Raw genomic sequence first — 24,868 nt, 5'->3', positions numbered from 1 at the left:
GCGAACGGGAGCCGTCACGAACGGTCCCCGGCGCCGCGGGAGTGGCCACATCCGGCCACGGCCCCGAAGCCCTCTCGGCCGAGGTCGTGCCCGGGATCGCGTTCCCCGGGCCCCCGCGCTTTGACACAATCGGCCCATGAACCCTTACCCTTCCCCCGACGGCGACCCCTGGCAGCAGCAGAACCAGCAGCAGCCCGACCCGTCGGCCTGGAACCCCGCCGACGGGTACGGGGCGATCGAGCCCTACGGGGCCCCCACCGGCGGCTACGCCCCCGTCCCCGCCGGACCGACGCCCGGTGGGGCGAACGAGCCCGTGCTCAGCACCATCGGGGACATCGCCATCACCCAGAACACCGTCATCACCCCCGGCGGGCGCTTCCCGATCCGGGGGACGGTGTGGACCGTCACCGACATGACCCGCACCGAGCGCAGCACCCCGGTCTGGGCCGTCATCGTGGCGATCCTCGTGTTCTGGTGGACCTGTCTGCTCGGCCTGCTCTTCCTGCTGGTCAAGGAGGAGAAGACCAGCGGGCACATCCAGGTCACCGTGCAGGGGCACGGCCACTACCACGCGGCCTCCATCCCGGCCTCGCACCGCGGCCTGTCGGCGCAGATCAACCAGCAGGTCAACTACGCCCGCAGCCTCGCCGCCTGACCCCGGCCCCGCCCCCGAGCGAGCGGGGCCGGCCGGTCCGGTCCCGCCGGGGCCCCGGGGCGGCGTTCACAGGGCGGCCACCGCGAGCGCTCCCGCGCCCACGGCCCGGGACAGCCGGACCGCCCGGCGGATGTCCGCGACCCGGGGCGGCGGTCCCTCGCCCATGCTCGGCCGCCGCTCCTCGCGGTCCCCGTAGACGTTCGCCCCGCCCAGGGACACGCCCAGGGCGCCGGCGAAGGCGGCCTCGCACTGACCCGCGTTCGGGCTCGGGTGCCGGTCCCCGTAGCGGCGCCACACCCGCCACGCCTCGCCCGCGTTCCCGCCCACCAGCGGCGCGGCGGCGACCGCCAGCAGCGCGGTGAGCCGCGCGGGCGCCCAGCCGGCCAGGTCGTCCAGCCTCGCAGCGGGCGCGCCGAACCTGCGGTACCGCGCGTTCCGGTGACCGACCATGGCGTCCAGCGTGTTCACGGCCCGGAAGCCGGCCAGCCCGGCGGCCCCGCCCAGGGCACCCCAGACCAGGGGGCCGACCACGGCGTCGGAGGTGTTCTCGGCGACCGACTCCACCACGGCCCGCGCGATCTCCTGCTCCCCCAGCCCGCTCGGGTCGCGGCCGCACAGCCGCGGCAGCAGCTCGCGGGCCAGCTCCACGTCCCCGTCCTCCAGGGCCCGGGCCACGCCCTCCGCCTCCCGGCACAGCATGGTCCCGCCCAGCACCGCCCAGGTGACCGCGGCGGTCGCCGCCTCCCCGCCCCGCTCGGCGAGCCGCCCCAGCCCCACGGCGGGCAGGACGGCCCCGGCGGCGAACATCGCCCCGGCGACCGCCGAGTCCCGGTACACGCGCCGCTCCCACCACCCCGCGGCCCGGCCGAACACCGCCACGGGATGCCCCCTCCGGGGGTCCCGCACCAGCATGTCCAGCAGGTAGCCCGCCGCCATTCCTCGTGATCGCACCGCACCACGGTAGCGACTCCGGGTCCTGACACGCCCCGCTTGATTACTCAGAGTAATAATCTGTGTACTTAGAGTGACGGACTTCAGAGGGCACCCATGTTCATCCTGACCTGGCTGGCCGTGCTCATCGGCCAGTGGTGGCACTTCTGACGCCGGGGCGCGAGGAGTTCACGAAACACCAGCGGGGGTGCAGCACACCCGGAGTTAATCACCGGTAACGTGGTGCACGGGGCCCATAGCGACCGGTTTGACGGAACACGCGCGGTAACGAGTGTCAACCACGAATCACCGTAGTTGATGAGGCTTTGCCCACCTGTGGGCGAGATCTTCCAAATACCCTAGAATGTCTGCCCGGGACACCATGACACGGGCGGACCGCCCGGTCGCAGGCCACCCCGACCGCACCCTGGGTCACAACGTGGTCACGACCCGCCACCGCGGGCCACAATTGAACCGAGCACCCGTAGCTCAGTGGATAGAGCACCGGACTTCTAATCCGATGGCCGCAGGTTCGAATCCTGCCGGGTGCGCCACAAAACCCCAGGTCAGAGGGGGTTTCCGAGGACCTCGCAAGAGGTCCTCGCCGCGTTCTAAGCCCCCAAGTGCTCCATGCGTGCTCCCCAGTACAAGGTCGCGTACACCCGGGTGAGGACCTCGCGGAGCATTTTGCCACCCCGTGACCCTGGCGGTTCCGCCCCGGCTACCCCAGCGCCCGCCCACCAGCGCCCCCACAGCCCACCCAACGCCGCCACGCGGCCCAGTTCAACGCCCGGGTCCCTGTGCGCCCCACGGGCTCGGCAGGCCGCATACAGCCGTTTCAACCGAGAACCCCTTATCGGCAGGGGTTCGCACGCGACTATCCGATGACACCGAATCCCGCTGATGGAAGTGATCCTCGAACTCCGCCAGCGAGAGGCCGACCGAGACCAGGCTGGTGTCGGCGAGCGCCTTGATACTGGCTTTGAGACGAAACCGACCGAGGATCCCGTCAGCGCCGCAGCCCTCGGGCAAAATACCCGAGAGTCATTCCACCGGCCTGAACTCGCGATCCGCAGCGCCAGTGTCGTCCAGCAGACGCCCGAGCGGTCCTGACAACGTTGGTACCGCAGGTGTTCAACAGTAGGAGTGTGGGACCTGAGCAACATATTCTCTGGCATCGATGCCCTGGTCGGCTGGATGCGCAAACACTGGCGCCCCACTGCCCTCGGAGCGGGCACGGCCCTGCTCCTGCTAGCTAGCACACAGTTCATCCCACAAACCTGGGCCGGCCTTTGGGCTTTGCCTCACGCGGTCAATGTTGTCTGGGGCACCATCGGGGCGGTCCTGATCGTTAGCGCACTGCTTCTGAAGACAACCCTGAAGCTCCGTGAACACCTCGAAGAGAAGAACTTGGGCGCGGTGATCGCGACCGCGTGGCTGATGGTGGCCTGCATGGTCTTTCTCATCATCGCGGGGACATGGTGGTTCATGGGAGCACCCAGGATCGTCTTCCCAACGGAGCTGGAACCGCGACAGCTAGGAGCGATCATCACCCGCGCCTTCGCGATCGTGACCGGCCTGGGAGCCGTGGCTTTCCTGGTGATCGCCTACCGGCGCCAGCACACCACCGAAAACGGCGAGCAGCGCGAGAACACCAAACTGTTCACCGAGCGGTTCACCACGGCCGTGGGACAGCTCGGAGACGCTCAGCCCGCTGTGCGACTCGGCGGGGTACACGCCTTGGCGCACCTGGCCGACGAAGCCCCGGCGGGGCGCGAGGACCTGGTGCAGATGGTCATTGACGTGCTGTGCGCCTACCTGCGCATCCCCTTCCAGACCGCCCCGACCCCCCTCCCAGAGCAGACCACCCCGCAGCAAGAGGCTGAGCACCGTAAGAACACCCTGGAGTACGAGGCGTTTCGCGAAGTGCGACACGCCATCGTCCGTGTCATCGGTAACCGCCTGAGAGAACGAGGCGACAGCCGCTGGCGCGGCAAGGACTACGACTTCAGCGGGGTGGACTTCGACGGCGGCGATTTCCACGGCGCCCACTTCACCGGTGGCAGGCTGAGTTTCCGCAGAGCCGGGTTCACCGGCGGCATCGTGGACCTGAACGACGTCCGCTTCCGGGGCGCCGTCGTCGATTTCACCCACGCCAGATTCGTCGGCGCCGGGGTGGAGTTCAACGGAGCCCAAATCAGCAGCGGCCAAGTCGACTTCAGCCATGCCCTCTTCCAAGAGGGGGTCGTGTCCTTCAGCGGCATGCGAGTCTTGGGAGGCGAGGCCATCTTCGCCCACAGCAAGTTCGAGGGTATCGAGGTGAACTTCACCCATGTGAGCATCAACGGAGGCCGAATGCTCTTCAACTACGCCTGGTTCGAATCAGGCGAAGTGACCTTCGACGCCGCCACCATCGCCGCTGGCATGCTGGGCTTCACCCGGGCCAAGTTCAAGGGCGCCTACGTGACCTTCAACGCTGCCAGGTTCGAAGGCGGAGAGGCGAAGTTCGCCCCGCTAGTCTTCGGTGACCCAAACGTGGACTTCACCGGAGTGGTCCTGAGCGGAAGCCGTGTGACATTCGTCGAGGTTCATGAGAACAGAAACTCAACGACGTGGGCCGCAGGCCCTGCCCCCATGGGGATCGTGAAGGCAGCCCGAGAGGCTCCTCTCAACACGACCCCGTTGCCTCTGAAGTGGTACGGGAAACCTTTCCAGGGATCCCCTGCAGCAACTGCGGAGGGGAACGATCCCAATTCTGGAAACGAGGACGGGAACGGGCCGTGAGAATGTACACTGCTTTCTCTGAGGAGACTGATCCACCGACTAAGCGAGGTGCAGCAGCAACACCGCCTCCTAGTCGTGGTGCAGGTTTCGAAAATCTGAAAACGGATACGTGGTACTGGACAATGTTCTCACAACCTGCGAAAACCCGACGACTGACCAGGTATTCCCTTCAGCCAGGCAACGCCATCATGCCCAACAGGCCCCAGAAAGCATTCACGCCAACCAATAATTCTTCAGCGCCAAGAAACTACCGCATCCCTCCAGCGATCCCAATGCTCACAGGAAAGAGCGCCAGGGAGACCACACCGACATATATCGAGATATCTCCGAAGCCCTCCTTCTCCAACCCCAAGACTCTGAAAGATATCCCAATCAGAAGGCCCGCTTTCAATAGTGGAAATTAGGACTTGAGTTTCAAATCGAAGCGCGTCTGCAATTATTTCATTGATGCCAATATCGCCAAATCCATAACCCGCAACGAGAAGAGAATTGGACCTTGCTACGCCTCTAATGAATTCATTGTAGGCCAAGCTGAACGGATCCACCCTCATTCGATTGAGCTTCTCGTACTTACTGGTTAGAATAACTTGAGGCTGCCACAAGGAAAGTCGATTGCAAAGCCCAATCCAATAGTCAATATCCCTAAGCTCACTTGCTGGAAATCGAACTACTTTGGAGCATCCAGGACATTTGAGCCAAGCGATGGAGCCGTGCAACTCAAGGAAAATGAAATCCCGATCCTCTGGAAAATCACCAACCTCCCTCAGGAGCCAACCGCAAGCAGGCCTAGCCCCCTCAACCACGACCCCCTCTACCTCACGTCGTCCGTGAGCCAAGTCACATTTATCGATCCATGATGTTTCGATGTTAGATGCGTAGACCAATCCGTCATAATTGAGTGTCCCAAAGTAGCACTTTTCTCCGTTCTTTTTAGCAAGAGCGTGAACCTTCTCAGCAAGCTCCCTAGTACACTCAAAATTGACCGCCCGACGTTGAATCTCATCCAAAGTTATCGCCACACCAATGTTATATATATCTCTAAGGTATCCTTCTGATTTCACCACCCCCTGCAATACTTCCTCGTCAAAAAAATTCTCCCCAATGACCCCGATTAGCGGCGAAGCGGCAGATATGCCGCTAGCCGCCACGTCAAGCGGACCTAGAAGATCTTCGAAAGATCCCACGAAGTCACGGAATTGACTTAAAGAATCTTCCACGCCACCTTCCCCAACGTCAGTGAATCTTCTCACCAGAGCCCGCGTAAGACTGTCCGTTGACATATCAGGATTATCACACACAGACACACCGTTCCCTGTCAATACAGCTATGCTCATAAATCTCACTCCCGACTAATCTAATAGTACATTCCGCAGGGTGCGATTAGAGAATAACAAGAAATCCCTAAAAGATTCCTCTCGATTGTCAAAATTGTCTTCCCGCACTCCAGGTGGACTCAAAAATCCAGCCTGGCGTAACTCTTTGCAAAAATTACGAAGTCATCGCAATCAATCGGACCTTTGATCCGATGGCCAGCCACCTCCACCCACGAGGAAGCCCCAGGCCAGGCGGGGTGAACCCGCCGCACGGCCCGGGGCCCGGGGTGTTCAATCGTTCCTGGTGTGCTTCCCCGTCCCGCTATCCGGCCGAGACCGGGGTACCGCGCAGCAGCGCGGCAGTCGCCTCGGCCGCCGCCTTGGCCACGTCGGGGTACACCGACTGGTAGGTATCCTGGGTGAAATGGGTCGTGGCGTGGCCAAGCTCGGAGGAGACCACCTTCACGTCCGTACCCGCCGCCAGCGCGAGCGAGGCCGCCCCGTGGCGGAGCCCGTGCAAGGTGATCGGCGGGAGTTCGGCGGCTTTGGCGATGCGGCAGAACCAGTCACTGACCTGACCCGGATGCCACCCCGACCCGTCCTGACAGGTGAACACCAACCCGGTGTTCGCCCAGGAGGCCCCAGCTGCGAGGCGCTGTTCATTCTGGAACCTCTTCCACCCCCGCAGCACTTTGATGGTGTCGGCGTCCAGGGTGATGGTGCGCTGGCCCGCCGCGCTCTTGGGGGTCGAGGTGATCGTCTCCCACGCCAGTTGCACCACCTGGACGCGGATGTCGATCTGGCCGTCCAGCAGCCGGGTGTTCGCCCACGGCAACCCCACCGCCTCACCCCGGCGCAGTCCCTTGGCGGCGATGAGGTGGAACAGAGGATGCAGCCACGTGTACCTCCTCGCATGGGCCAGGAAGGTACGGGTCTGCTCGGGTGTCCAGACCATCACCTCCCCCGGCACCGTCCCGTCCTTCTCCCACTGACGGACCCGGTCGGCGGTCCACACCAGGGGCCGCTTCCTCGGGCAGGAGGGAAGGCGCACGTGCGAGGCGATGTTCACCGACACCGGTAGGTCCGGGGAGCGGACCGCGTCCGACAACGCGCTGCGCAACGTGGCCCGGATACGGTGCTTCGTGGACAGCGAGATCACCCGCCGCCCCCGCACCGACCTCTTCACCTCTGGGTCCTCGGATTCGCGGCACTCCAGGATGTGCACGTTCTCCTCCTCCACTACCGCGAACATCGCCTCCACATGACGCGCTTGGAGCCGATCCACCCGGATCTTCCCCAAGTGGGGGGTCAGGTATTTGCGGATGTGCCCGTCATAGGAAGCCCGGGTGCCCTCCGCGAGATCGGGCTTGCCGTCCAGCCACTGGCGCAACCACTCCTCCACCAGCGGCGGCTCGCGCCGGATGTCTGTCCCCGCGCCGATGCGTTTACGGACCTCCTCAACCTCGGGCAGAGGCCGACGACCCTTGAGCGCGGTCTGGATCAGGTCCGCGACCTGGACTTCAAGATCCTGCTCGCCCTCAGCCAGGGCCAGCAGCGCTTTCACGTGGTCGAGCTGTCCCCGGGCCTGCTCCTGAGAGGCCAGACCGCCCCGGCGGGCCTGGCGGCGCTTGCCCTCACCGGTGCGCGGGAGTTCGAGCTGGAACCACCAGTTCCCGTGCCTGGGGTTCCACGCCCCGTCCTCCCGACGCAGCCGCGGGCACTTCACCCCCAACGCCCGACCGCTGTCCTCGTTGCGGCATCCGCACCGTTTGAACACCGACCCCTCGTACGCGCTCATCGATGCCCTCACCCTTCTTCCGTGGTGTTCGCACGCGCACCGCACCCGCACCCACCGCCGGTGGCAATGGAAGTGGTCGGGGTGTCCAAACCGAGAAAGGTCAGCACCCCGGAGGTCGGCACCACCCAGCTACGGCCCACCCTCCGAACCGGAACCGGGAAGGCCTCCTCGCGGAGCAGCCGGTAGACGGTGGTCCGGCCCAGGCCGAGCATCCGACCGGCCGTCACCGGATCCAGCGCCACCGGCAGCATGGCGACCTCGGCCAAGGTAACCGGAGTACCTGACCTCACTTCACCCACCTCCTCACCACCTCTGAACTGCACGAACACAGTGCGTGGCCCCGCCGGCAGCGGGGCACCACGTATCCACGCTCGACCTCGCCGAGCAATGCAAGCGGATTCGCCGAAACACCCACCGGACCCACGCTCCACCTGGCAAGCACGCACGAACATCGGCGATATGCCCGAGCCCGTGGAAGCGGCCCCGCAGCCGCCATGTCGGCCCCTGACCCCACCAGCTACCCGCGTGGGGCCGATGTCGGGTGTCCGGGGCCGTGTGGGGCACCACGGCGCCCCACACGGCCCCGACCGCCCTACCCGTCCGCCGGTCAGTCGGGGCGGACGTGCCCGGTGTACGTGACCCAGGCCCGGTGGGCGGCCCTGACCCGCTCCGGGATGGCCACCGCCCGGTACCGGGCCGCCCCGCAGGAGTGTTCGACCACGTAGTGGTCGCCCTCCCACGCCGGAATCCGCTTCAACAGCGCCCCGACATGGGCGACCTCGTCGAACGCCTCCTCATCGGTGGCGGTGTGCGGGAAGTAGGTCACGTCCAACGTGGTGTGCTGGCTGACGGGCAGCTCCGGGTTTTCCGCCAGGAAGTCCGCCAGCGCGCGCAGGTCGGCGATGATCCGGGACCGCAGCGCGGGCCCGGCGGTGTCGGTGAACGGCATGCTGGTCTGTCCCGTCTCGGGTTCGGCGGGCTGGTCGTGGCCGGTGGTGTTCATGCAGCCCGCACCTCCCGCTCGACGCTCTGTCGCGGTGCGGGGTTGGTGAAGACCAGGGCATCCTCGTGCTGGACCACGTGCACCGGCACACCTCCCTTGCGGAGCCTGCGGGCCTCTACGAGCTGGAAGAACGAGGTCCGTCCCACCACCTCGCCGTCACGGACCGCGCACAACAAGGCTGCGCACCGGTCGACCTGCACCAGCCCCGCTTCCTGGCACGCGTGGGTGATCTGCCCGGGGAAATCGACGAGCTCCCCGCCCTTCCGGTAAGGGCGGGTGGTGACCACCACGATCCCGCCGGGGGTGAGCAGCTCGCGGCAGGCGGCCATGATCCGGGCGAAGGAGCCGGCCAGCTTCTCCGGGCGCTGGTAGGCGAGGTTCGCCGCCCTCCGGTCGCGGTCCCGGGAGTAGGTGTAAGCGGTCTTCTCCACCGCGTCCGCCCCGTCCCTCCGGGAGCGCACCTGGCCGTGGGTCATCGACCCGTAGGGCGGGGAGGTGATCACCAGCCGCACCCGCCCCGCAAGCCCGACCTGGGCCAAGCGGGTAGCGACCTCGGCGGCGTCGCCGGTGTGCACCTCACCCGACCCCGAAGCGCCCTGCACCGTGGCGGTCTCCAGGTTCAGCCGGGCGATGGACGCCCATTTGGGCTCCAGCTCGATGCCGACCGCCTGGCGGCCCTGGTGGGCGGCCTCGACCAGGGTGGTGCCGATCCCGCACATCGGGTCCAGCACCACATCCCCCGGGCGGGTGTAGGTCGCGATGGCGTGGGCGGCGATGGCCGGGAGCATCCGCGCGGGGTGCTCCAGCGACAGCCGCGAGTAGCGGTTACCCCTTTGGCGAGCGGCCTGCTGCTGGCCGGTCTCCCACACCGAGAGCCCCGACGTGGACACGCACAGGTCCGGGGAAATGGCGGGATCGGTGTTCTCATGGAGCATCAGGCCGCCACCTCCCCGGTGCGGCCGGCGTCGGTGCGGTGCGCCAACCTGCGCAGCCGGAACACCGACACGTTGAGGTGGGCGGGCGAGGTGATGGTCACCGCGGCCTCGGCCACCGACGGCGCCAACCCCGCTTCCTCCACTTCGGGATCGTCCTCCCACCAGCCCAAACCGGAGTCGTCCCGGTCACGCACGGGGACGGTGGCACCGAGCCCGCCCAGGCAGATCGGCACCGTCAACGCGATGACGTGCTGGAGGTAGACCAGGTCCGCGCAGGCGGCGGACCGTACCACCGTCGGGGCCGGATCGACCAAGGCACCCGCGCGGGTGTGGTCCAGGCCGGTGATCACCGCGACGATCCCGCCGGGGCGGGTCACGGTCGCGGCGAACACCAACCGCGCCCGTACCGACGCGCCCTCGGGTCGCATCCGGTCGGAGGGGACGGGAACGTGCAGGACGGCCAGGTCGGCCCACCCCACCTCCTCCGTACCGTCGCCGGTAGTGGCGGGCGAGGTGGTCCGCTCCGACTGGAGAGCCGCGTTGGTGACCATCCCGGTTCCGGTCAGGTCCGCGACCGCCTGCCCGGGGCGGGTGTACTCGGCCACCAGCCGCTCGGCCAACCGGGCCGGAACGAGGTACTCGTCGGGGTCGTGGTCGTGGGTGCCGCAGGCCCACACCGCCAGCGGCGGCCTACCCGACCTCGTCGGCTCGTGTGCGTGTGTCATCAGGTGCACCTCTTTCTGCTCGCCCTGATGACCCCTTAAAAAGACACCCCCGCAGCCGATACGACACCGGCCCGGGAAAAGCTCAAAGAAAGCTGAAGCCCCGGGACCCGTACCAGCCGTTCGTGCTGGTGCGGGTCCCGGGGCTTCAGCCAGTCGGGCGGTGCGGGTCAGGTGCGCCGGTGTTCGATCCGGCAGGGGCAGCCCGCCTGCTGCACGATGCCGCGCAGGGCCAGCGGCATCGGCAGGGCGATGATGGCGGCGAGCCGGTCCAGGGGCAGGCCGTGGCAGCAGCGGCCGGTGGCGCGGTCGTGCGCGGTCAGGTGGTGCCCGCAGTGCCCGCACACGGTGCCGGGTCCGCGTTCGGAGTGGTGGACCATGCCGGGCCAGTCGCCCTGCACGTGTAGCGGTCCAGGAGCCGGGCGGTGCGGGCCACGGTTCCGGCGAGGGTGACCAGGACACACGTTCCGGCCAGGAGCAGGGCGGTTCCCCATCCGGGGCAGGGGTCCCAGTAGGGGTTCATGATGAACACGGTTCTATACCTCCCAGGGGTATTCATGGGGTGGGGGTGTGGGCTGGTTCGGGCCCACACCCCCGGGGTGGTGCGGTCAGTTGCCGGACTTGGCGGAGCGGTAGCGGCGGGGCTTGTCGCCGGTCTGTGCCGCGCGTCCCTCCTTGGCCAGGCGGGCGAGGTTGTTCTGGATCGCGCCGATGGACCGGCCGGCCAGGAGGTGGCTGATCTCGGTCGCGGTGAACTCCTCCTTGGGGGAGGCGTCCAGGAGGGCCTTGACCATCACCTTCAGCTCGCCGGGGGCCAGCCTGGGGGATCCGCTGACCGGGTTGGGGGCGCCGACCTCGATGAACGCCGCCTTCGAGGTGGCGGGTTCGGCGGCCGGAGCCGTGCGAGGCCGCTCGCCGGTACCCGAAACGGTGCCGGTCTCGTTCCTCTCCTCCGGGGAGGGCGCCGGGTTCTTCTGCTTGGGCGTGGTGGCCGGGGCGAGCTCGGTGGTCTCCTGCGGGGAGGCGGGCTCCGGTGCGGGGGTGGCATGCCAGGTGTCGGGCAGGCGCTTGTTCCCCTGGCGCCCGCCCGGGGTGCGCACCGTCTTCTTCTCCTCCTCCAGCGTATTGAGGTGCTTGGCCAGGGTGGAGGCGCCCAGCCCGGTCTCCTCCGCCAGCGCGGCAACCGTGACGGGCTCGGGTGCCTCGGTGAGGGTGGCCAGGATCAGGGCGCGGGTGTGCTCGGCCGAGCGGCGCGGCGCGGTGGCGGTCGTGGTGGTGGTCATGGTGAACGTGGTCCTTTCGTGCGGTCGGTGGTGTCTGTAGGGCCCCGGTGCAGGGCGGTCCGGGGTCAGGTGTCGCAGGCCAGGTGGGCGTGTACCCGGGCGCGGATCACTTCGGGCAGGGCGTGCCGCTGCGAGGCGGGGGTGTGCCAGCCGGTCAGGTAGGAGCCGCGGCGGGTGACCCAGGTGAAGACCGCCCCGTCGGGCATGTCGGGGTCGGGGTAGGGGGTGGCGACCGTGACCACGGTGGCCGGGTCCCGGGTGTCGAGGTAGACATCGTCCAGCCGCCCCACCTCGCCCCGGTCGTGAAACAGCGGGCGGCGCAGCAGCGCGAACCCGTCCCGGTGCATGGCGCGGCGCAGGGCGGCCAGGGCGGTGCGGGGCCGGGGCCGGACCGGCTCCCAGGGGTCCTGGGCCAGGCAGGCGTGGGCGAGCTGGTCGGCTGCGTTGGTGACGCTCGGCCACACCCGCTCCCGGGGCAGGATGAGGCTGTAGGTTTCCAGGCCGTGGTGCAGGTCACCGAGTCCGTAGACGATCACCTCCCGGTTCCGGGTGGTGAGGTAGCGGGCGTGGGTGAGGCGGTACTCGCCGCTGGCCGGGTCGGCGATGATCAACCCGCCGGGCCCGGTGCGGTCCAGGGCACGCAGCAGCGGTTCCGTGAGGTGCTGGTCGGCGAACCGGGCTGACATCGGCCGGTAGGGGTGAACGGTCACCAGAGGTTCCCTTCGTGCAGGCGCGCCGAACACCGGGTGCGGCGCGCGGGTAGCGGTTCGGGTGTCCGGGGCCGCCCCGTTGGCGGGGCGGCCCGGGGAGGTCAGGCCTCTTCGGCGGCGATGTCCTTGACCATGTCGCGCAGACCGGCAGCGGCTTCCTCGGCTCCGCAGCCGTGGCACAGGTGACCGGAGGCACCCCCGGCAGGCGCTTTGTGCCGGTCCAGAATCGTGGCCTCGCACTCCACCGCCCCGTCGGTGAAGGCGGGCATGGCCAGGGTGATGCGCAGGTCGGGGGCGTCGGCGTGGATGTAGGTGTCCACCAGGGTGTCGTCGGGGGTGACGGTGGGCCGGGCGGCGAGCTCGAACCCCCCGTGGCTGCGCATGGTGCGGCGCATCCGCCAGGCCAGCGGGCTGATGAAGATGAACGGGAGCCAGTCCTCGGTGCTCGCCCGGACCGCGGTGGTGGCCTGATCGGAGGCCAGGAGCCAGGCGGGCTCGGCATCGTGGGCCCCTGCTCCGGCCTGGCGCAGGTCGGTGGTGACCGTGTCGTGGTCGTAAACGATCACCTCGCTCTGGTTGCCGTTCAGGGCGAGGGTCGCTGACGAGGAGGCCTGGTAGGTACGTCGGAACATGTCGGCGGTGATCAAGCCGGTGGGGCCCAGATCGTGCACCTTGCGGAGCATGTCGGGGGTGATACGCGCTTTCGCGAACCAGGCGCGCAGTCCTTCGGGAGTGACGGCAATGGCCATTGCAGGTGCCTTCCGTGAGGTGGTGTCGGGTGTCAGGCCGCGGTGTGCGGCCGCAGGTGCGGGCCGGGTGTCCGGGGCCGCCCCGCCCCGTTGGCGGGGCGGCCCCGGGGGTGTCAGGCGCGGGTGCGGGCCAGGTGGGCCTGGACCGCCCGGTGCACGCGGTGGGCGCAGGGCCCGGAGGAGAACTGGGTGCGCATCAGGGCGGGCCATCCGGTCACGTGGCGGTCGCTGTCGGAGATCTTGACCAGGGCCATGCCACCGGTCCTTTCGTCCACCGGGCTCTTGACGGTGACCGTGATGTGCGGGGCGGCCCGGTAGGCGTACCGGTCGGTGACGACCCGGCGGATGAACACCGCCCCGCCCGCCTCGGCAGCGTTGTGGTCCCGGTAGCGCGGAACCGAGGTGAGGTCGAACCCGAGCTTGTGCATGTGCTGGCGCATCCGGGTCACAACGAGCCCCGTGGCGGCGATGTCGTCGAGCTGGTCGTCCATGCAGTCGAAGGCGGTGCAGTCCACCGCCGCGACCAGCTCCTCCCAGAACCGGTCCCCGTAGTCCCGGCGGAACGCGGGAAGGTCGTGGGTCAGGTCGTGGTGGCCATACACGATGAGGTAGGTGTGCATCCGGCCGGGGTCCAGGGTGCGGGCGTGGGTGGCCCGGAAGTCGCGCCGGTAAAGGTCGGCGATGATCACGCCGCCGGGGCCGATCCTGTCCAGGGTGCGCAACATGCCCGAGGTGATGCGGGCATGGGTGAACCAGTCGGAGATCGCCACTTCGGGTGCCTTGTCGTACACGGAGTGTGCCTTTCTGTGGGCGCGCCGAACACCGGGCCCGGCGCGGGTAACGGGTCTCGGGGTGGGGCCGCCCCGCCCCTTTACGGAGGCGGCCCCGGGGGCGGGTTAGTCGCGCAGGTCCAGGTGCAGCCGGGCCCGGTCCCCCGCCAGGTGGGCGAACCGGGGCACGCCGCTGGTGCGGGTGATGCGCTCGGACCAGCCGGTCACGTGGTGGCCCCCGCAGTACAGGTCCAGGGCCGCCATCAGGCTGTGCGGCTGGCGCTGGACGGTGCACAGGGTGACGGCGATCCGGCGGTCCGCGCGCCAGGTGAAGGTGTCGTCGATACGCGCCCCGCCGTCCTCGGTGGTGCTGAACTGCGGCCGGGCGTTGAGGTGCAGACCGTGCCGGTGCAGGTCCCCGCGCACCCGCCACACCAGGGGGCTCGCCTCCCGGGTCCGGGCGGCCCACCCCCGCAGACCGGCCCGGACGGTGCGGGTCAGGTCGGCGGCGGCCTCGCCGTGGTCACGGTGGCGCAGGGCCAGGTCCAAGGCCAGGTCGCGGTAGCCGTAGACGATGACCCGGCGCCGGTTCCAGTCCAGGTGCTCGGCGCGGGCGACGGTGAACCCGCTGCTGTCGGCGTCGGGGATGATCAGCCCACCGGGGCCGGTGCCGGCCAGGGCGAGCAGGTCCTCGGGCGTGACCTCGGCGGCCAGCAAACGGGTCAGGTTCAGGTCGATCACGAGAATGCGGTCCTTTTCGGGCATGCCGAACACAGGCTCGGCAGTGGTTCGGGAAGAAGGGGGCCGCCCCCGCCCCTCGCAAGGGGCGGCCCCGGTAGGTGCGGCGGGTGGCTACAGGTCCAGGTCCAGGGCCCCGTCGACCGCGGCGGCGATCAGCCGGTGGACCTGGTGGGCCTTGCAGGGGCCCGCGGTGCTCACCGTCAGGTCCGCGACCGGCCGGGGGACCTCGCCCGGCGTGCACACGGTGATCCGGGTCGGCTCCAGGTAGCCGAAGGTGACCGTGACGCACGCGGTGATGCCGGTGTGGGTGCGCCGGTAGTAGTCCGTCATCCGGGGCAGGCCCCCGGCCGGGATCTCGAAGGTCGGGGCGGCGTCCAGGTAGATGTGCGGTCCGATCAGCGCCTCGCGCAGCTCCTGCACCTGGAGGTTCATCGCGCGGATGCCGGGCCAGTCGGTGAGCTGGTCGTTGGCGATGTCGGTCAGGTCCCGGGCGAGCTCTTCATCGGTGGCCGGCCGCCCCTGCTCTTTGAGGTCCCGGGCCAGGTGCTTCAGCCCCCAGTGGCCCGTGATGATCATGCGGGAGGGGGCCTGGGCCTTGTCCCCGCTGACCGCGAGGACCCAGCAGGCCCCCTCGTCCCAGACCAGGCAACCGGCGGTTCCCAGCTCGCGCAGCTCGTCGATGTTGCCGGGGGTGACGGTGATCCCCGCCGTGTAGGGCATACTCGTGCTCACAGCACACTCCACTTCGTTGGTTGTGTGGGAACCGCGCCCGCCCTTGGGCTCCACACCTGTTCGGCGGGCACGGTCGTTGTAGGTGGGGCCGGTCCGGAGGGGGCAACCTCCGGGTCGGCCGCATCACCCGGCCGGGGGCGCCCGGCCGACGGTCCGTCCTTTTGCGCGGCGTCCGTTTATAATCACGGAAGTTCCCTCCTTTCCATTCCGGTGTCCCGTGTTCGGCGGTCCGAGGTTCGCTTGGGTGTCGCGGGTTTGTCAACTCGCCCCGCGAACCTTTTTTCGCACCCCCGATAAACGTTTCCGTTATCCGGGGCGGCCACTAGGTGACCTTGGGTGAAGCGGGTTTGTTAACTCGCGTCGCGGAAAAGTTTTCCCGCCCGCCCCGGGGGCCGTGTTCCGCCCCGGTGGCACGCCAATAGCACCTTGGGTTCGGCGGGGTTGTCAACCCGCGGCGCGAGATTTCTCGCGAGAATCTTTCCCGCCCGCACGCCAGAGGAAGGAACCGCGCACGCGCGCGAGGCGAGAGAACTTCGCCTTCGTTGACCTTTTGGCTGATCATGTTTTTCATGAAAAGTGAGCATCTGGGCGATCAAAGCACCCATGAAATGCTTTTTCCATGAAGAGAGAAGCTGAAATAAAAACGGGGATTGGGGTGAGGATAGGGGGAAGCGAGGGAGGGGTAGACAGTTCCGAGCATCAGGGCGGACGGGAGCCGTCCGGCCGCCGAAGCCGGAGGGACGGCCCCGCCCCTACGTGAGGATGACTACCCACTGGGTATAAGTCTGGATTTCTATCGGCCCACCTAAGCGGGCTTTGACCTGCACTGATAACGCCTCCAGGGTGGGCCGCCCAAGGCGGCCCACCGATCGGCGGAGTTATCGGCCCAAGGATCGGCCCTCCAATCGGCGGAGCTATCGGCGGGGCGATCGGCCCTCGCGCGGCCCACGGGATTCTCAGGCAGGCACTCGCCTGCCCAGGCACCCAGCTCGCACCGAACCTGGCTCGGGAGTGCTAGCGGACGAGGCTTTCAAAGAGGGACCGGGTTTCCGGGTCAGGCTTGGCGCCACACCGGCGGAGTTCGCTCTCCAACATCCGGAAGCACCGATGAACAGCGTCCTTCCTCCCCAGGGAGGCATAGTTCTTCATTTTCTCCCGGTGAAGAACTTCATTCAAGCTGTCCATCTCCAATGCGGAGTCGATGAGGCGTATACGCTCTTCTTCGTTTTCGACGTAGTCCAGCAGCCTCACATACACATCGGCGATAATCTCCTGGAACTCGCGCCGGCGCTCGAAGAACCATTCGTCCTGGACATCTACAAGGAGATCGGTTCGGTAGAGGTCAACCAACTTCCACAACCGATCTTCTTCGTCTGAATCATCCGAGCTTCTCACCTCGTCGTGAAGGCTGATGAATTCACGGACGTCGATGTCGAAGTACTCCTGCTGGAGTCGGAGCCTTCCTTTCTCGTTCTCGACGACCGGCGTCTCCGGTCCCAGCTCCAATGCGTCGCGGACAGCCCTGCGCAAAGCCGAGATCGCATTGGACCGAAACCGGCGGGCCTGTTCCTCGGGCATCTCGGGTGCCAGGACCTGTGTCAGCTCCTGGCGGGAGACCCCTGACACCGGAGCAAGGGCCAGAACGGCGAGCAGGGTGTAGGTGCTGCTGCGCGTTCCCTGGAGGACATCGCGGCCGTTCACCTCGCACATCACCTGTGGCGCGAACAACTGGACCCGCACCCTGGCCTGCGAGTCGGCCTCATGCGGTTCCCTCCCCGGGACCGCAGCAGCGTCGGGCTGTCCCTCTCCGGCCCGGTTCGGCCCGTCCCCGGCCCGGTCAGGAGCGGGTTCCGGAGTGCCCGGGAGCTGATCGTCGTCGGCTTCCCCACCTGGCGGTGGACTCACGTGCCGCAGGGCGCCGTCGTGCGTCGCCTCCCCGTTACGGGTGCGGACCCGCACCTGGTGGGCGTCTTCGCAGTCCAGTACGGATCCGGTGCGGTCGGTGTCGCCGAGTACGCAGGCCACCACCCCGGCAGCAGTGGCCAGCTCCGCGGGCAGGCCCCGGGCCGCAGCGAGGTCGTCTGCTTCGACCGCCACCAGGACGGGCCGGGCGGGGACCGCGGGTTCAGCAGGATCATCATCGTCCTCGTCCAGGAGCCGGGCGAGGGACAGCAGCTCCGTCTCGACGGCGAGTTGTGCATGGTGCAGATCGGGGACGATCCGCGCCCCCTCCAGTGGTGCGCCGTCCGCTGTGAAGGCCGCGGCGACCGCTCTGGTGAGCACCACCGGGCCCGGGGCGTGGGCGGTGACCGTGGCCGCGAGTACTCGCGCCGCGTGGGTTCCGGTGAACGCGAGGCCTCCGGCACCGCTCACCCTGACCGTGTCAGAGAAGAGCATATGGCCGTCTTTTTGGATGACACCGCGAGCAGGCCCGGCCTCGTCCCGGGGCGCCGAACCGCCCTGGCTCAAAGGCAAAGAGGTGTCACCGGTGGCGGGGTCCGCCACCGGGGCTTCGTGGCCGGTTGACCGCCCGTCGTCCGCCTCCGGTTTTCCGGGAGCGGACGCTCCCCTCCTCCTCCCGACCGCGTAACCGACCCCCAGGCCGGCCGCCCCTGATACGGCACCGACCAGGACCACGTCCTGCCCTGCGAACCGGTGGCCCGTGGCGGAGATGTCCGGCTCCACCCGTTCCTGAACAGGGGCCGCCTCTGCGGGAGCCCCAGGAACGGATTCCACGGGCGGTGCGGGTTCGGGGGTGGGGCGTTGGACGGTGTAGGAGATCTCGACCCGTCGGTACTCGCCGTACGAGGCACCCGGGTCCGATGGGGCCTGGGCTGCTCCGCTGCCCCGGACTTCAATCCGGATCTCGGCGTCCAGGTGCTCGGCCAGGTGGTCAGCAACGACTTGGGCACGCTGCTCGGACAGTGCCTGGTTGTAACGGGGGTCGCCGATCGGGTCGGTGTGCCCGGTCACCACCACCGGCTCGTCCGGGTGTCCGAAGTCGGCGATCATGCCGATGGTCGGTTCCAGGGAGTCGGCCATGGCCGGTGTGAGGTCGACCGAGTCGAACCCGAATCCCGCCAGGGTGCGGGTGCGGTCGATCGCTCCCCGTTTCTCCACCTGTTCCTCACCCGCGTTCCGAGGCTGCTGAACGGGATCGGTGGTGGGTGTGACCGGTGCTTCGGCCACCGTGTCCGTGTGCGCGGCCAGAGCCGCGGTGTGGGTGGTGGTCGCGGTGGCACCTCCGGCCACCAGCACCCACACAAGTCGGACCAGCCCTATCCGCGGCACGACGCCGCGCACCACGGCGACGATGTCCAGGGCGACGATCACCAGGTGGAACGTCCATACTCCCCAGAGGCCGACCATCGATGCGGCGATCACGGCCGCGCTGGGCACGGTCCCCCCGCGCAGGTACTGGAGGAGCCAGACCCAGGTGGTGTCCTCCCCCAGCGGCCACTCCATCCGGGTCGCCAGGAAGGGCGGGCCCACCAGCATGACCACCGTGAAAAGTGCTTCACCCGCCACTGACCACGGGCTTCGCGTCATACCTCTTCCCTTCGGTTCTCTTCCGGCCTTGATGCTGGGACCATGCGAGTCCCGCGTCACTACCGCGGGGGCAGCGCGGTCGCGGTCGCCTCCGCCTCGATCTCGCGGACGCCTATCGGCAGCAGAACGGGGGTGTAGGTGGTGTGGGCCAGAACCGTGACCCGGTCCTCGCCGACCTCCACCCGCACCGTGGTGTCCGGAGACCGGAGGTGGTCGATGGCGGCCCGGCGGGCATCGTGCGGGGCCAGCACCGGGGTTCCTGTGCGGAGTGTCTCGTTCTGGTCGATCTGTTGGGCGCCCGCCCGGGCGGCCTCGTGCGCGGCCGTCAGCAGTTCGGTCTTGGCGAGGAGCATCTGCCCGGCCTCCCACACCAGCGCGAACACGGCCATCACGACCGGCATGAGCATGATGAGGAACACCGACGCGTTCCCCCGGTCTCCGGACCAGCGCAGGTTGCGCCCCGGGACTCGGGTCACCCGGCTCATGGCGTCCTCCCTCGGTAGGGGTCGATCGGGGACTCGGCGGAGGAGCGCAGCGTGCGCTGGCCGCCGAAGCCGCCCAGGTCCACGGCGCTGACCGTGCAGGCCACCTCCACCCGCACCGTCCCTCCCGCCTCGAAACGGGAGGTGTCCACGGAGGCAGTGAAGGGGTCGCAGACCACGCCCCGGTCGGCCAGCTCCCCCAGAGCAGTGTCATGGGCCTGGGCGTGGGCGGAGGTCATGTCGCGTTGCAGGGAGGCGGACCGGGCCGCCGCCGCGGCCGCGTCCTGGGTGACCAGGGCGGCCGAGACCTGCCGTCCGGCCACGACCATCAGCATCAGGGCCAGCAGGAGCACGGGAACGAGGAGCATCAGCTCCACGGAGGCGCTCCCGTCGTCACGTCCGCGCCGCCGCACACACCCGCTCCTCACGCAGAGGTTCATGGTGCGAGGCGTTCGACCGGTCCGGACATCTCCGCCGAGACCGGCACCCCCGCCCCCGGTACCAGGCCGACCGTCCGGGCCGCCACCCGCACCCGCGCCAGGTCCGCGGTGCGGTCGACCTCGACCTCCACCCGGTGGAGCACGCCTCCTCCCAGCTGCTCCCGCGCCTGCCCGGCCCGCTCCCGGGCCGCCTCCGCCGAGCCGTCGAAGGCGCGGGCGGAGGCCAGGGTCTGGGAGGCGATCGCCTGGGTCCGGTGTTGGGCGTGCGCCCACACCCCCGCCTGTGCGACGGCCAGCACCATCACGAACACGATCGGCAGGACGAAAAGCGGCTCCGCGCTGCCCCGGTCGTCGTCGCTCCTCCGGCTGCGGCCGCTGCGGCACCGGGACCGTGTGTTCACCGGTTCACGCCCAGGTCGATGGATTCGGCCGCCGTGGTGAACTCCCCGACCAGGATGCCGCCGACGACAGTGGCGATCGCGATGGACACCACGATCACCAGGATCCACTCGGTCGTCGCCGCCCCCGCGTCGGAGGTGACACGGCGTTGCGGTGTCAGCCGGGTGCGTGCACGGCTCTGGGCACGTTGAAGGACATCCCTCACTGGGACCTCTCCCTGTCTAGAAGCCGGCCGTCACGTGGGTGAGGGCGGCGTAGCTGATCAGTGTCAGGAACCCGGCGACCAGGCCCATGGTGGGCAGGGTCATGCGTTCGGTGGCCGCGTTCGCGGCCGCTTCGGTCTCCGCCAGGCGGCGAGCGCGCAGCGATGTCGCCTTCGCCGTCAGGGAGGTGCGGGTGTGCGCTCCGCAGGTGCCGCCCAGGTGCAGGGACGCGGCCAGCTCCGCGAGCTCGCGCACCCCTGTTTCCCGGGCGAGGGTCTCCAGTCCTTCCCAGGCGGGCCGGTGGCGCAGCGTTGCCGCGCGCACGGCCCTGCGGATCCGCTCAGGGGCGCGCCCGTTCCCGTACTGGAGGGCGGTGGTGACCGCTCCGGTGGTACCGGCACCCGCGGCCAGGCCCATCACGACCAGGTCCGCCAGCACTGACGCGGTCGCGCGGAGCTCGCCACGGTGTTCGGCCGCGGCACTGTGCGCCGCCAGGTCCGGGGCGCAGAACCCCGCCCCCGCGACCAGCACAGCAAGCAGCCACACCATCGCGGGGTGCGGCGAGATCATGGCGCCCACAACGGCCAGCGCCGCTGCCGTCACGATGCCGACTCCAGCGGCGGCGGCCTTCTCCGCCCGGTAGGACTCCACAGAGGTACCCGATGCCGCGAGTGTCCGCACCATGGCCGGCCCCGGGATACCGGTGCGGGCCAGGAGGCGGCCCGCGCGGTGTCCCAGTCGTCGGGCCCACCCCTTCTCCGAGGGGGTTCGCGGCGCGGGAGCAGGACGGGGTGTCAGGCGCTCGATCAGGGTCGGTCGGCGCATCGCGTACGCGGCGGCGCAGACCCCCGCGCCCATCATCGCCCCGGCCATGGACAGCACGGCCGCGCTCACCCCGCACCACCCGCCCCGGCCGTCGGGACCGCCGTGAGGGTGAAGGGGCGCGCCTGCCCGGGCGGTGAGGCAAGGCGTGCGAGCCAGAAGAACGAGGCCGCCCACAGCCCGCCGGTCAGAGCGAGCACGAGTTGGCCGGAGACCGTTCCCAGCGGAGCCAGGAACGACGGGTTGAACACCGTCATGCCCAGGAGCATGAAGGCGGTGGCGGCGGCGATGATCCGTATCGAGGAGCGCACCTGCGCTCGGGACGCCGACACCCGGGCCACCGTGGTCGCCCTCTCACGCGCGGCCTCCGCCAACCGCGACAGGGCTCCGCCGAGATCGCCGCTCTGGTGGGACGCTCCCATCGTCAAGGCGACCGCGATCAGGTCGCCCAGGTCGGAGTCGACCTCGCGGGCGAACACCGCCGCCGCCCGCTCCATGGACTGTCCGGCACGCAGCCGGGCATCAAGCGCCCGGACCTGGTCGCGGACCGGATCCGGGGCGACGGGCACCGTGGCCGTGACGGCCTGGTGCAGTCCCGAGGCCCCGGTGAGCATGTCGCGCAGTTGTTCGGCCCAGGAGGCCAGGGCCTCGCCGAGGTCGGCCTGTGCCCGGGTCGTGGTGTCGGGGCCGAGCAGGGCGGGCATCCACCACCCTGCGGCGGCGGCGAGCACGGCTCCGACCGGCCATCCCGTCACCAGGCCGGTCACCGTCCCCGCTGCGGCGGCGCAGGCCGCACGCGTCCACGTGCCGCGTCGGCTCGGGAGCTTGACCCACCGTCCCGGTCCCGTAGAGGGCACGCGCCCGGGGAAGAGGCTCAGCGTGTAGGCGGCGCAGGCGATGCCCGCACCGGCCAGCACACCTCCAAGGACGAGGGCGCCCACCGTCCAGTCCCACCACGGCGCCATCACGCCCACCTCCGCATCGGGTATCCGACCCTGGCCAGGTGCCGACCGACCTGCCCGCTCGGCGGGCACACCATCTCCCCGGTGGGCTCGTCGGCTTCCCGGGTGTACAGCTCGTCCGAGACGACCTGTTCGCCCTGGGAGCCCACGACCTGGCGGACGCTGGTGACCACCCGGTCCCCGTCCGGGGCCACATCGATGTGGACGACCAGGTGCACCGCCGCGCCCACCAGCGCTGCCGTCGCCGAAGGGGTCATCCGCTCCGGGGCCTGGGCGCAGTACGCTGCCAGCTTGGCGAACACCTGCTGCGAGCTGGACGCGTGGACCGTGGACATCGACCCGTCCGTGCCCATGCTCATCGCGTTGAGCAGTGCGATGGTCTCCGGCCCCCGGGTCTCCCCGACGATCACCCGGTCCGGGCACATCCGCAGCGCGGCCCGCACCAGCTCGGCCAGGGTGACCTCGCCGAGGCCTTCGATGTTCGCGGGCCGCCCCTGTAGCGCCACGACGTTGACGTCCGTCAGGTGACGGTGCAGTCCGAGTTCGAGTGCATCCTCCACGGTGATGATCCGCTCGCCCTCGACCGTGCCCGCCAGTGCACGCAGCAGGGTGGTCTTACCCGCGTTCGTGGCCCCGCTGATGAGGAGGTTCATCCGAGCCCTGACCGCCGCGACCAGCAGGTCACGTGCGGCCTGGTCGACCATCCCCGCCCGGGCCAGGTCCCCCAGCCTCAGGTACCGGGCGGGGTGACGACGGATCGTCACGGTCGGTCGGGCCGCAATGCCGGGCATCACCGCCGACAGCCGGGAACCGTCCTTCAGCTCCATGGACAGGATCGGCGCAGCGGTGTCGAAGCGCCGTTCCCCGCCGGGAGCGCGTGCCGCGATCCGCTGCACCAGGGAGACGAGGGCGGCGTCGGTGTCCACCACGGCCGGGCGGGGTTCCCGGTGTCCCCCGCCGAGGTCCACGGTCACCGGGTCGTTTCCGGTGATGTGGATGTTCTGCACCTCCGGTTCGGCGAGCAGCTCCTCCAGCGGCCCCAGGCCCAGGACGTGGTCCAGGACCACGCGGCGCAGCCGGGCCTCGTCCGCGGCCGTGAACTCGACGCCTCCCCGGATCAGAGCGGTGCGGGCCCGTTCCTCCAGCAGGGCGTCGACGAGTCGGCCCACGGACTCGGGGTCCGCAGCCCTGTCGTGGTCGGTGATGAGCTGTTCGGTGATGCGGCCGGCCAGCGCCACCGCGGTGGTTCGAAGGGCGGCCTCGTCCGGGCCGTCCTGGAAGGTCGGTGCCAGTCGTGGAACGTCGTTCGTCGCTGTCATGCCGCACTCACCGCCGTCGTGTTCTGCCCCTGGCCGTCCAGGCCGAGGCCGGAGAAGTCGTCGCAGAGCTCCGCCAGGGATTTGGCGGTTTTGACCAACGGCATCCACTCCATACCGTCGGGGTCGCGGCGCTGGGACCGCCACGCGGCCCAGCGGTCCCGCAACCGCGTGGGCGGTCGGTGCTCGCCGCGGACCAGTGCCGCCCCGGCGGGGTCGTGCGGGATGCACGCCCACACCGGCAGTCCGAACAGCCGGGACACCTCCTGGTCGGGATGCGGGCAGGTGCCGGCCACGGCCAGCCCGACCCGCACCCCGTCCTCCTTCAGCGAGGCCAGGACCGGAGCGCACACCCTCAACCGGTTCGCGTGCCCCACATCGCCCGGGTCGGCCAGGACCACGACGATGTCCGCGCAGCGGACCAGGGACGCCCCCGCGGACCCTGGTACCGCCCGCCCCACATCGAGCACGGTCACCCGCCCGGCCCGCAGCAGGGCCGGGTTGTGGGCGAGCGCGGCCACAGCGCGGCCCGCCTCCAGCGGGTCGGCCGGAGCGGCCACCACCCGCAGGCCGCCGGGCAGCTCCACCGCGTGGTCCAGCACCGGCGAACCCGCCGCGACCGCGTTGACCACCCCGGCCTCCGCCCAGGCACCGGCCGACACCGGCACCGGGACGCGGGAGGCGGCGGCCAGCGGCACCAGCCCCTTCTGCTCCCGGCCGAGATCGATGCCGTACCAGGAGGCCACATCTCCGCCGGAGGCGTCTGCCTCCACCAGCACCGGCACCGTCAACGGGGTGGAGGGCCAGCACGCGGCGACCGCCGTGGCCAGGCTCGTCACACCCGGAGCCCCGCTCAGTGAGCACACCGCCACGATCATTCGCTCTCCTCCCCCGCCTCACCCGTTCGGGTTTCCTCACGCGGGTCGACCACCGCGACCTGCACGTCTCCCCCGGCCGCAGCCTGGGAGAAACGTGCGGCCCGGTCCCGGGGCAGGACCACCTCCACCACCTGGCGGTCACCGCTGAACCCGTCTTCGCTACCGGAGACCACACGGTGCACTAGGCCCGTCACGACCCCGGGCGCACCGCCCGAGCCGTCCTCCTCGGATCCTGCGTCCTGCACGGCTTCGTCCGGTGCCAGGCGGGTGGCGATCAGGTCGACTCGTGCCCCCGGTTCCATGTCCTGGGGCACCGTGGCCACGGGCACCGCGAGCAGGGCGGTGCCCGGCTCGGGCCACAGCCCGGAATCGGCGACCGAGCCCGCCACCAGAGGGGAACCCGCGGTCATCGGCCTGCTCAGTGCCATCCCCTCCACGGCATCCGGTGCCAGCAGGTGAAGTCCTTCGATCCCCTCCGCTTCGACCTGGGACACGTCCTGGGCGGTGAGCACGTGACCGGCCGGAAGGTCGGCCGCGAGCACCGCGACCATGTGGGTGTCCTCCGAGGCGAGTCCCGCCCAAGCTCCGGCGAAGCCGCCCGAGAAGATCAGGGATCCGGCCAGCAGCCCCCACTTCCACCGGCGGCGCGAGACCGCCGCCAGCCGGACCGACTCCCACTCCCCTTCCACCCC

The 24,868-nt window shown here is 69.4% G+C and carries 27 protein-coding genes and 1 tRNA gene; 4 read left to right on the top strand and 24 right to left on the bottom strand.

What is annotated here, in order from left to right; all coding sequences use genetic code 11:
- Nucleotides 1-136: 136 nt before the first annotated feature.
- Complete coding sequence (locus K1J57_RS17170; RefSeq protein WP_220559575.1) at nucleotides 137-655, top strand: hypothetical protein; 519 nt, start codon at nucleotides 137-139, stop codon at nucleotides 653-655.
- 66 nt (nucleotides 656-721) lie between these two features.
- On the opposite strand, the gene K1J57_RS17165 is transcribed toward K1J57_RS17170, so the two are convergent.
- Complete coding sequence (locus tag K1J57_RS17165) at nucleotides 722-1,606, bottom strand: cobalamin biosynthesis protein (protein WP_220559574.1); 885 nt, start codon at nucleotides 1,604-1,606, stop codon at nucleotides 722-724.
- Between the two features lie 457 nt (nucleotides 1,607-2,063).
- Between K1J57_RS17165 and K1J57_RS17160 the strand changes: the two genes are divergently transcribed.
- From K1J57_RS17160 to K1J57_RS17150, 3 genes are all read left to right on the top strand, one after another.
- Nucleotides 2,064-2,139: transfer RNA gene (locus tag K1J57_RS17160), tRNA-Arg, on the top strand.
- Nucleotides 2,140-2,488: 349 nt separating this feature from the next.
- Nucleotides 2,489-2,698 (top strand): hypothetical protein, encoded by a 210-nt coding sequence (locus K1J57_RS17155; protein WP_220559573.1) that lies wholly within the window; start codon nucleotides 2,489-2,491, stop codon nucleotides 2,696-2,698.
- Nucleotides 2,699-2,731: 33 nt separating this feature from the next.
- Nucleotides 2,732-4,369: a pentapeptide repeat-containing protein gene (locus K1J57_RS17150; protein ID WP_220559572.1), complete on the top strand. Its 1,638-nt coding sequence runs from the start codon at nucleotides 2,732-2,734 to the stop codon at nucleotides 4,367-4,369.
- 233 nt (nucleotides 4,370-4,602) lie between these two features.
- Here K1J57_RS17150 and K1J57_RS17145 read toward each other — a convergent pair whose 3' ends face one another.
- The 23 genes from K1J57_RS17145 to K1J57_RS17035 form a co-directional block, all read right to left on the bottom strand.
- Complete coding sequence (locus K1J57_RS17145) at nucleotides 4,603-5,619, bottom strand: SIR2 family protein (RefSeq protein ID WP_220559570.1); 1,017 nt, start codon at nucleotides 5,617-5,619, stop codon at nucleotides 4,603-4,605.
- Between the two features lie 385 nt (nucleotides 5,620-6,004).
- On the bottom strand, nucleotides 6,005-7,480 hold the full coding sequence (locus tag K1J57_RS17140) for a site-specific integrase (protein ID WP_220559569.1): 1,476 nt from the start codon (nucleotides 7,478-7,480) through the stop codon (nucleotides 6,005-6,007).
- Between the two features lie 8 nt (nucleotides 7,481-7,488).
- Nucleotides 7,489-7,746 (bottom strand): AlpA family transcriptional regulator, encoded by a 258-nt coding sequence (locus K1J57_RS17135; protein ID WP_255646388.1) that lies wholly within the window; start codon nucleotides 7,744-7,746, stop codon nucleotides 7,489-7,491.
- Between the two features lie 341 nt (nucleotides 7,747-8,087).
- Nucleotides 8,088-8,483, bottom strand: coding sequence for a hypothetical protein (locus K1J57_RS17130; protein ID WP_220559568.1), 396 nt, complete (start codon nucleotides 8,481-8,483; stop codon nucleotides 8,088-8,090).
- Nucleotides 8,480-9,418, bottom strand: a complete 939-nt coding sequence (locus tag K1J57_RS17125) for a TRM11 family methyltransferase (protein ID WP_220559567.1) — start codon at nucleotides 9,416-9,418, stop codon at nucleotides 8,480-8,482. The genes K1J57_RS17130 and K1J57_RS17125 overlap by 4 nt, the downstream gene beginning before the upstream one ends.
- Nucleotides 9,418-10,143: a hypothetical protein gene (locus K1J57_RS17120; RefSeq protein ID WP_220559566.1), complete on the bottom strand. Its 726-nt coding sequence runs from the start codon at nucleotides 10,141-10,143 to the stop codon at nucleotides 9,418-9,420. The genes K1J57_RS17125 and K1J57_RS17120 overlap by 1 nt, the downstream gene beginning before the upstream one ends.
- A 167-nt stretch (nucleotides 10,144-10,310) precedes the next feature.
- Nucleotides 10,311-10,541 (bottom strand): hypothetical protein, encoded by a 231-nt coding sequence (locus K1J57_RS17115; RefSeq protein ID WP_255646387.1) that lies wholly within the window; start codon nucleotides 10,539-10,541, stop codon nucleotides 10,311-10,313.
- A 207-nt stretch (nucleotides 10,542-10,748) separates the two neighbouring features.
- Nucleotides 10,749-11,423, bottom strand: a complete 675-nt coding sequence (locus tag K1J57_RS17110; protein ID WP_220559565.1) for a winged helix-turn-helix domain-containing protein — start codon at nucleotides 11,421-11,423, stop codon at nucleotides 10,749-10,751.
- A gap of 65 nt (nucleotides 11,424-11,488) precedes the next feature.
- Nucleotides 11,489-12,133, bottom strand: coding sequence for a hypothetical protein (locus K1J57_RS17105; RefSeq protein WP_220559564.1), 645 nt, complete (start codon nucleotides 12,131-12,133; stop codon nucleotides 11,489-11,491).
- Between the two features lie 101 nt (nucleotides 12,134-12,234).
- Nucleotides 12,235-12,882 carry a hypothetical protein gene (locus K1J57_RS17100; RefSeq protein WP_220559563.1) on the bottom strand — a complete coding sequence of 216 codons (648 nt, stop codon included), beginning with the start codon at nucleotides 12,880-12,882 and terminating at the stop codon, nucleotides 12,235-12,237.
- Nucleotides 12,883-12,995: 113 nt separating this feature from the next.
- The gene (locus tag K1J57_RS17095) at nucleotides 12,996-13,673 is read right to left on the bottom strand and encodes a hypothetical protein (protein WP_220559562.1); all 678 of its coding nucleotides are present in this window, start codon (nucleotides 13,671-13,673) and stop codon (nucleotides 12,996-12,998) included.
- A 105-nt stretch (nucleotides 13,674-13,778) separates the two neighbouring features.
- On the bottom strand, nucleotides 13,779-14,417 hold the full coding sequence (locus K1J57_RS17090) for a hypothetical protein (protein WP_220559561.1): 639 nt from the start codon (nucleotides 14,415-14,417) through the stop codon (nucleotides 13,779-13,781).
- Nucleotides 14,418-14,504: 87 nt separating this feature from the next.
- Entirely contained in the window at nucleotides 14,505-15,125 is a 621-nt protein-coding gene (locus K1J57_RS17085) for a hypothetical protein (protein ID WP_220559559.1), read from the bottom strand.
- 1,014 nt (nucleotides 15,126-16,139) lie between these two features.
- Complete coding sequence (locus K1J57_RS17080; protein WP_220559558.1) at nucleotides 16,140-18,674, bottom strand: OmpA family protein; 2,535 nt, start codon at nucleotides 18,672-18,674, stop codon at nucleotides 16,140-16,142.
- A gap of 59 nt (nucleotides 18,675-18,733) precedes the next feature.
- Complete coding sequence (locus K1J57_RS17075) at nucleotides 18,734-19,159, bottom strand: pilus assembly protein TadG-related protein (RefSeq protein WP_220559557.1); 426 nt, start codon at nucleotides 19,157-19,159, stop codon at nucleotides 18,734-18,736.
- Entirely contained in the window at nucleotides 19,156-19,569 is a 414-nt protein-coding gene (locus K1J57_RS17070; RefSeq protein ID WP_255646386.1) for a TadE/TadG family type IV pilus assembly protein, read from the bottom strand. The genes K1J57_RS17075 and K1J57_RS17070 overlap by 4 nt, the downstream gene beginning before the upstream one ends.
- 23 nt (nucleotides 19,570-19,592) lie before the next feature.
- Nucleotides 19,593-19,997, bottom strand: a complete 405-nt coding sequence (locus tag K1J57_RS17065) for a TadE/TadG family type IV pilus assembly protein (protein ID WP_255646385.1) — start codon at nucleotides 19,995-19,997, stop codon at nucleotides 19,593-19,595.
- Nucleotides 19,994-20,200, bottom strand: coding sequence for a hypothetical protein (locus K1J57_RS17060; RefSeq protein ID WP_220565932.1), 207 nt, complete (start codon nucleotides 20,198-20,200; stop codon nucleotides 19,994-19,996). The genes K1J57_RS17065 and K1J57_RS17060 overlap by 4 nt, the downstream gene beginning before the upstream one ends.
- 16 nt (nucleotides 20,201-20,216) lie before the next feature.
- The gene (locus K1J57_RS33515; protein WP_255646384.1) at nucleotides 20,217-21,092 is read right to left on the bottom strand and encodes a hypothetical protein; all 876 of its coding nucleotides are present in this window, start codon (nucleotides 21,090-21,092) and stop codon (nucleotides 20,217-20,219) included.
- Nucleotides 21,089-21,985 carry a type II secretion system F family protein gene (locus K1J57_RS17050; protein WP_220559556.1) on the bottom strand — a complete coding sequence of 299 codons (897 nt, stop codon included), beginning with the start codon at nucleotides 21,983-21,985 and terminating at the stop codon, nucleotides 21,089-21,091. The genes K1J57_RS33515 and K1J57_RS17050 overlap by 4 nt, the downstream gene beginning before the upstream one ends.
- Nucleotides 21,985-23,301, bottom strand: coding sequence for a CpaF family protein (locus tag K1J57_RS17045; protein ID WP_220559555.1), 1,317 nt, complete (start codon nucleotides 23,299-23,301; stop codon nucleotides 21,985-21,987). Before K1J57_RS17045 ends, K1J57_RS17050 begins: the two co-directional genes overlap by 1 nt.
- A complete protein-coding gene (locus K1J57_RS17040) occupies nucleotides 23,298-24,176 on the bottom strand; it encodes a hypothetical protein (RefSeq protein ID WP_220559554.1) in 879 nt (292 codons plus the stop codon). The genes K1J57_RS17045 and K1J57_RS17040 overlap by 4 nt, the downstream gene beginning before the upstream one ends.
- Nucleotides 24,173-24,865, bottom strand: a complete 693-nt coding sequence (locus K1J57_RS17035) for an SAF domain-containing protein (protein WP_255646383.1) — start codon at nucleotides 24,863-24,865, stop codon at nucleotides 24,173-24,175. Before K1J57_RS17035 ends, K1J57_RS17040 begins: the two co-directional genes overlap by 4 nt.
- Nucleotides 24,866-24,868 lie beyond the last annotated feature (3 nt).

The organism is Nocardiopsis sp. MT53, from assembly GCF_019598965.1.
Taxonomy (GTDB): Bacteria; Actinomycetota; Actinomycetes; order Streptosporangiales; family Streptosporangiaceae; genus Nocardiopsis; species Nocardiopsis changdeensis.
The sequence above is the reverse complement of the archived record's forward strand: the minus strand, read 5'-3'. Positions and strand labels throughout refer to the sequence as shown.

Excerpts from the sequence above, each read along its gene's own strand:
- K1J57_RS17170 (WP_220559575.1), top strand. The coding sequence starts at position 137 with ATGAACCCTTACCCTTCCCCCGACGGCGACCCCTGGCAGCAGCAGAAC.
- K1J57_RS17155 (WP_220559573.1), top strand. The coding sequence starts at position 2,489 with ATGGAAGTGATCCTCGAACTCCGCCAGCGAGAGGCCGACCGAGACCAG.
- K1J57_RS17140 (WP_220559569.1), bottom strand. The coding sequence starts at position 7,480 with ATGAGCGCGTACGAGGGGTCGGTGTTCAAACGGTGCGGATGCCGCAAC.
- K1J57_RS17130 (WP_220559568.1), bottom strand. The coding sequence starts at position 8,483 with ATGAACACCACCGGCCACGACCAGCCCGCCGAACCCGAGACGGGACAG.
- K1J57_RS17125 (WP_220559567.1), bottom strand. The coding sequence starts at position 9,418 with ATGCTCCATGAGAACACCGATCCCGCCATTTCCCCGGACCTGTGCGTG.
- K1J57_RS17120 (WP_220559566.1), bottom strand. The coding sequence starts at position 10,143 with ATGACACACGCACACGAGCCGACGAGGTCGGGTAGGCCGCCGCTGGCG.
- K1J57_RS17110 (WP_220559565.1), bottom strand. The coding sequence starts at position 11,423 with ATGACCACCACCACGACCGCCACCGCGCCGCGCCGCTCGGCCGAGCAC.
- K1J57_RS17100 (WP_220559563.1), bottom strand. The coding sequence starts at position 12,882 with ATGGCCATTGCCGTCACTCCCGAAGGACTGCGCGCCTGGTTCGCGAAA.
- K1J57_RS17090 (WP_220559561.1), bottom strand. The coding sequence starts at position 14,417 with ATGCCCGAAAAGGACCGCATTCTCGTGATCGACCTGAACCTGACCCGT.
- K1J57_RS17080 (WP_220559558.1), bottom strand. The coding sequence starts at position 18,674 with ATGACGCGAAGCCCGTGGTCAGTGGCGGGTGAAGCACTTTTCACGGTG.
- K1J57_RS17075 (WP_220559557.1), bottom strand. The coding sequence starts at position 19,159 with ATGAGCCGGGTGACCCGAGTCCCGGGGCGCAACCTGCGCTGGTCCGGA.
- K1J57_RS17050 (WP_220559556.1), bottom strand. The coding sequence starts at position 21,985 with ATGGCGCCGTGGTGGGACTGGACGGTGGGCGCCCTCGTCCTTGGAGGT.
- K1J57_RS17045 (WP_220559555.1), bottom strand. The coding sequence starts at position 23,301 with ATGACAGCGACGAACGACGTTCCACGACTGGCACCGACCTTCCAGGAC.
- K1J57_RS17040 (WP_220559554.1), bottom strand. The coding sequence starts at position 24,176 with ATGATCGTGGCGGTGTGCTCACTGAGCGGGGCTCCGGGTGTGACGAGC.